Genomic DNA, 4189 nt, shown 5'->3' on the forward strand with positions numbered 1-4189 from the left:
CCCCGACAGACTGGGGCCTGCTACCGGGCGCTCCGGTGCCTACCCGGACGGGACTCTCACCCGCTGGCCTGGTCCAGCTTCCAGGACGCAACATGTAACCGACCCTAGTCTCAAGATTTCGGTGTTGTTGGGCGACGTCGGCCGCCCGAAGACATGCGGAGTACGAGCCCGCCGCTCGTCGCGGAGGTGGTCGCCGCTCTTCCTGTCCGGTTGGCTTGTTTTTGGTGGTCGGTCGGCTGACGATTGGCCTTCGCGCGCTCTGAAGAACGGCCCGGCGCACCCCGCACCGCGCTGAAGATCTTCATCGCCGGCGGGTTCGGAGTCGGCAAGACGATGATGGTCGGCGAGGTCAGCGAACTCCGGCCGCTGCACACCGAGGATCAGTTCACCGAGATCGGGCGCGGCGTGGACTCCACCGGCGGCGTGGAGCAAAAGACCACCACACCTGTGGCGATGGATTTCGGCCGCATCACGCTGCAGGACAAGTTCGCGCTGTACCTGTTCGGCACGCCCGGGCGGGACCGCTTCTGGTTCTTCCGGGACGATATCGCGCAGGGCGCGCTCGGCGCGGTCGTGCTCGCGGACACCCGCCGCCTTCGGGACTGCTTCGCGGCGATGGACTACTTCGAGAGGCGCGAGATCCCGTTCATCGTGGCTGTCAACGACTTCGCGGACTCGCGCCGCTTCGGTGCGGAGGACGTTGCCACGGCGCTCGGCCTCGACCCGGGCATCCCGGCGGTCTCGTGCGACGCCCGCGACCGCGACTCAGCCAAGGCAGAGCTGATCGTCCTGGTGGAACACGCCAGCCGCATCTACGCCAAACGCCGATGGCGGGGTTCGCTGCGGTCAGCTCTTCAGGACGTCGGCGACGTGCAGGTCGTCGCTGGTGAACCGGGCGAGCGGCCTCGGGTCGACGCCCGCCAGTTCCAAGGCTGCGATGGTCGCCGGGAGGCGTGCACGGTCGGAGCCGTCGGCGATCTTGAGCGCGATCGCGGTGCCGTCGGGCAGTGCGGCGATCTGCACCGCCTCGAAACCGTCCTTGGCGATCAGGCCCGGCACCGCCGACATGAGCGCGGTAGTGTCCCGGCGGGAACCCGCCACCATCTCAGGATGGGCTCGGATCGCCTGCGCGACCACGCCTTCCGGGCTTCCCGTCGGTGCACTGGCGATCCGCCCGGCAGCCGTGGCCAGGCCGCGCAGCGAGACGGCGAACAGCGGCGCGCCGCAGCCGTCGACGGCCACGTTGGCGATCCGCTGACCGGTCAGCTCCTCGACGGTGGCGGCGATTTCGCGCTGCAACGGATGCCCGGGATCCAGGTAGTCCGATGTGGACCAGCCGTGCCTCCTGGCGGTGTGCAGCATCGACGCGTGCTTGCCAGCGCAGTTGTGCGCCAGCTTGCGAGCCGGGCGGCCCGCCGCGATCCAGGCATCCCGCTCGACCGGGTCGTACGGGAGGTCGGCCGGGTTGCCGAGTTCGACCTCGGTGGATCCGCCCAGCTCCAGCACGCGCCGCGCGCCGGCGAGGTGGATCTCCTCCCCGGAGTGGCTGGATGCGGTGAGCGCGAGCAGGTCCGGCGGCAGCGACAGGCCGAGTCGGACCATGGCGACCGCCTGCATCGGCTTGGCCGCCGAGCGCGGGTAGCAGGCAGTCTCGGCGTCGCCGGCCTGGAACAGGATCGAGCCGTCCGGAGCGACCACCACGACCGAGCCGTGGTGGACGCTCTCGACGAGGCCGTCCCGCAGCACGTGCACGAGCGGCACGTGCGCGGGAACGCGGACCGGGGGAGTCCGGGTCACGCGTCGGCCTTTTCGAGCACCGAGGTGTCGATCTGCTTGCGGACCCGGAACCAGCCGATGACCAGCGCGATGATGATCAGCGGCAAGGCCATCAGGGTGATCCGGCCGATCTCGTCGAAGGCCATCAGGATCACCACCGATGCGAGGAACACGAGCGTGACGATCTCGGTGAAGGGCGAGAACGGCAGCCGGTAGCTCGGCCGGGTCACCTCGCCGCGCTGTGCCTTGCGGACGAACAGCAGGTGGCAGACGACGATGATGCCCCACGTGGCGAGGATGCCGATGGAGGCGAAGTTCAGCACGATCTCGAATGCCTCGGCGGGCACCAGGTAGTTCAGCCCTACGCCGATCACGCAGACGGCGGAGGTCAACAGAATGCCGCCGTAGGGCACGCTGTTCTTGTTCATCACGGCGGTGAACTTCGGCGCCGAACCGGCCATCGACATCGACCGCAGGATGCGTCCGGTGGAGTACAGGCCCGAGTTCAGGCTGGACATCGCCGCGGTGAGCACCACCAGGTTCATCACATCGCCCGCGTAGGGGACGCCGATGTGCGAGAGCACGGTGACGAACGGGCTTTCGCCCTTGCTGTAGCCGTCCCACGGCATGAGCATCGCCAGCAGCACGACCGAGCCGACGTAGAACACGCCGATCCGCCACATGATCGAGTTGATCGCCTTCGGCATGATCTTAGCGGGGTTCTCGGTCTCGCCGGCGGTGACGCCGACGAGCTCGACAGAGGCGTAGGCGAAGACCACGCCCTGCATGAGCAGGACCAGCGGGATCACCCCGGCCGGGAAGATGCCGCCGTGGTCGGTGATCAGCTGCGGGCCGGGGAAATTGCCGTCGATCGGGTGCTGCGTGACCAGCAGAAAAATCCCGATGACCATGAACATCACCAGCGCGGCGACCTTGATGATGGCGAACCAGAACTCCAGCTCGCCGAACAGCTTCACCGAGACCAGGTTCAGGGTCAGCACGATCGCCAGCGCGATGAGCGCCAGCACCCACTGCGGTATCGGGGTGAACGCCGACCAATAGTGAACGTACAGCGCGATCGCCGTGATGTCGGCGATACCGGTGGTTGACCAGTTCAGGAAGTGCATCCAGCCCGCGGTGTAGGCGCCCTTCTCACCCATGAACTCGCGAGCGTAGGAGACGAAGGCGCCGGAGGAGGGCCGGTGCAGGATCAGTTCGCCGAGGGAGCGCACGACGAAGAACGCGAACAACCCGCACACAGCGTAGGCGATCGCCAGCGACGGGCCGGCCTGCGCGAGCCGGCCACCGGCTCCGAGGAACAGCCCGGTGCCGATCGCGCCGCCGATGGCGATCATGTTGATGTGCCGCGCTTTCAGTGACTTGCTGTAACCGGCGTCACCGGCGTCGGCGGGCCCGTCGCTACGCTGCGACGGTTGCAGGGTCTGGTCGGTCATTGGATTCAGACTTCCCCGTTCTCGTCCGATGTGGGTACGGCGGTCGCGGTCTTGGTCCCGACGATGTTGCTGAGCGTGCTTTCGACACGCGTCAGGTGCTGGGTCATCGCCTCGGTCGCGGCGAGCTCGTCGCCGCGGCCGATCGCTTCGAGGAGAATCCGGTGCTCGACGTTGGACGCCGCGCGCCGGTCGGCGAGCTGGTTGAGCAGGGTGGACTGCCTGGCCAGCGCGTCCCGGACCTCCTCGATCACCTTCCCGAAGACCGGGTTGCCAGATGCCTGGGCAATGGTGATGTGGAACAGCGAGTCCAACGCCACCCAAGCGGTGTTGTCGGTTTCCTGTTCCATCCGCTCCACCAGCTCGGTGAGCGCATCCAGGTGGTCCGAGGTGTGCCGCTGGGCGGCGTAGGACGCGGCCGGGACCTCCACATGCCGCCGAACTTCGAGGATGTCCCGCGCGGAGTAGGGGCCGAACACCGGGTTGTCGACAGGCCGGTTGGCGACCACGAACGTTCCCTTGCCAGTCTTCGACGCCGTGAGGCCGAGAGCCTGAAGGCCCCGCAGAGCCTCACGGACGACCGACCGGCTGACCTCAAACTCCTTGGCGAGGCTGGCCTCGGCAGGCAGCTTGTCGCCGACCGCGTGCTCGCCCCGCTCGATCGCATCGCGCAGGTGGGCGAGGACTGCTTCCATCGCGCCAATGCGCCGGACACCATGTCCGGCTGCCCGGCTGTCGGACAGGTTCATGGCACGAAAGAGTGAACGTCAACACGCTCTGCTGTCAAGTCACCCGAGTCATACGTCCAAGAAAGTGAAGTTTGTCCGTTCGGTTCCTTTATGGCGGTTGTTGACGACTGTGCCCGGTGGCGATCAAGCCCTCGAGCGGCTGGTGTGCCCGCGTCTCGCGAAAAGTGGGGGCGCCCATACGCGCCCCCAACACTCGCCCCCGGCCAAAACCCC

3 protein-coding genes and 1 pseudogene are annotated in these 4189 nt (G+C 67.5%); 1 reads left to right on the forward strand and 3 read right to left on the reverse strand.

Features of this window, described 5'->3' with window-relative positions:
• Positions 1-243: 243 nt before the first annotated feature.
• Positions 244-801: pseudogene (locus ACWDKQ_RS35305) on the forward strand (GTP-binding protein); the annotation flags it as partial.
• A gap of 45 nt (positions 802-846) precedes the next feature.
• On the opposite strand, the gene ACWDKQ_RS35310 reads toward ACWDKQ_RS35305, so the two are convergent.
• From ACWDKQ_RS35310 to ACWDKQ_RS35320, 3 genes are read right to left on the reverse strand one after another with little or no spacing between them, the layout of a single operon-like run.
• Positions 847-1797 carry an asparaginase gene (locus ACWDKQ_RS35310; RefSeq protein ID WP_450143095.1) on the reverse strand — a complete coding sequence of 317 codons (951 nt, stop codon included), beginning with the start codon at positions 1795-1797 and terminating at the stop codon, positions 847-849.
• Positions 1794-3230: an amino acid permease gene (locus ACWDKQ_RS35315; protein ID WP_450143096.1), complete on the reverse strand. Its 1437-nt coding sequence runs from the start codon at positions 3228-3230 to the stop codon at positions 1794-1796. The genes ACWDKQ_RS35310 and ACWDKQ_RS35315 overlap by 4 nt, the downstream gene beginning before the upstream one ends.
• Positions 3231-3235: 5 nt before the next feature.
• Positions 3236-3922 (reverse strand): FadR/GntR family transcriptional regulator, encoded by a 687-nt coding sequence (locus ACWDKQ_RS35320; RefSeq protein WP_450143097.1) that lies wholly within the window; start codon positions 3920-3922, stop codon positions 3236-3238.
• Between the last annotated feature and the right edge of the window lie 267 nt (positions 3923-4189).

The organism is Saccharopolyspora sp. NPDC000995 (assembly GCF_053599315.1).

What these genes read in the sequence shown, in the direction of transcription:
- ACWDKQ_RS35320 (WP_450143097.1), bottom strand. Translation starts at nt 3,922, where the DNA reads ATGGAAGCAGTCCTCGCCCACCTGCGCGATGCGATCGAGCGGGGCGAG.
- ACWDKQ_RS35315 (WP_450143096.1), bottom strand. Translation starts at nt 3,230, where the DNA reads ATGACCGACCAGACCCTGCAACCGTCGCAGCGTAGCGACGGGCCCGCC.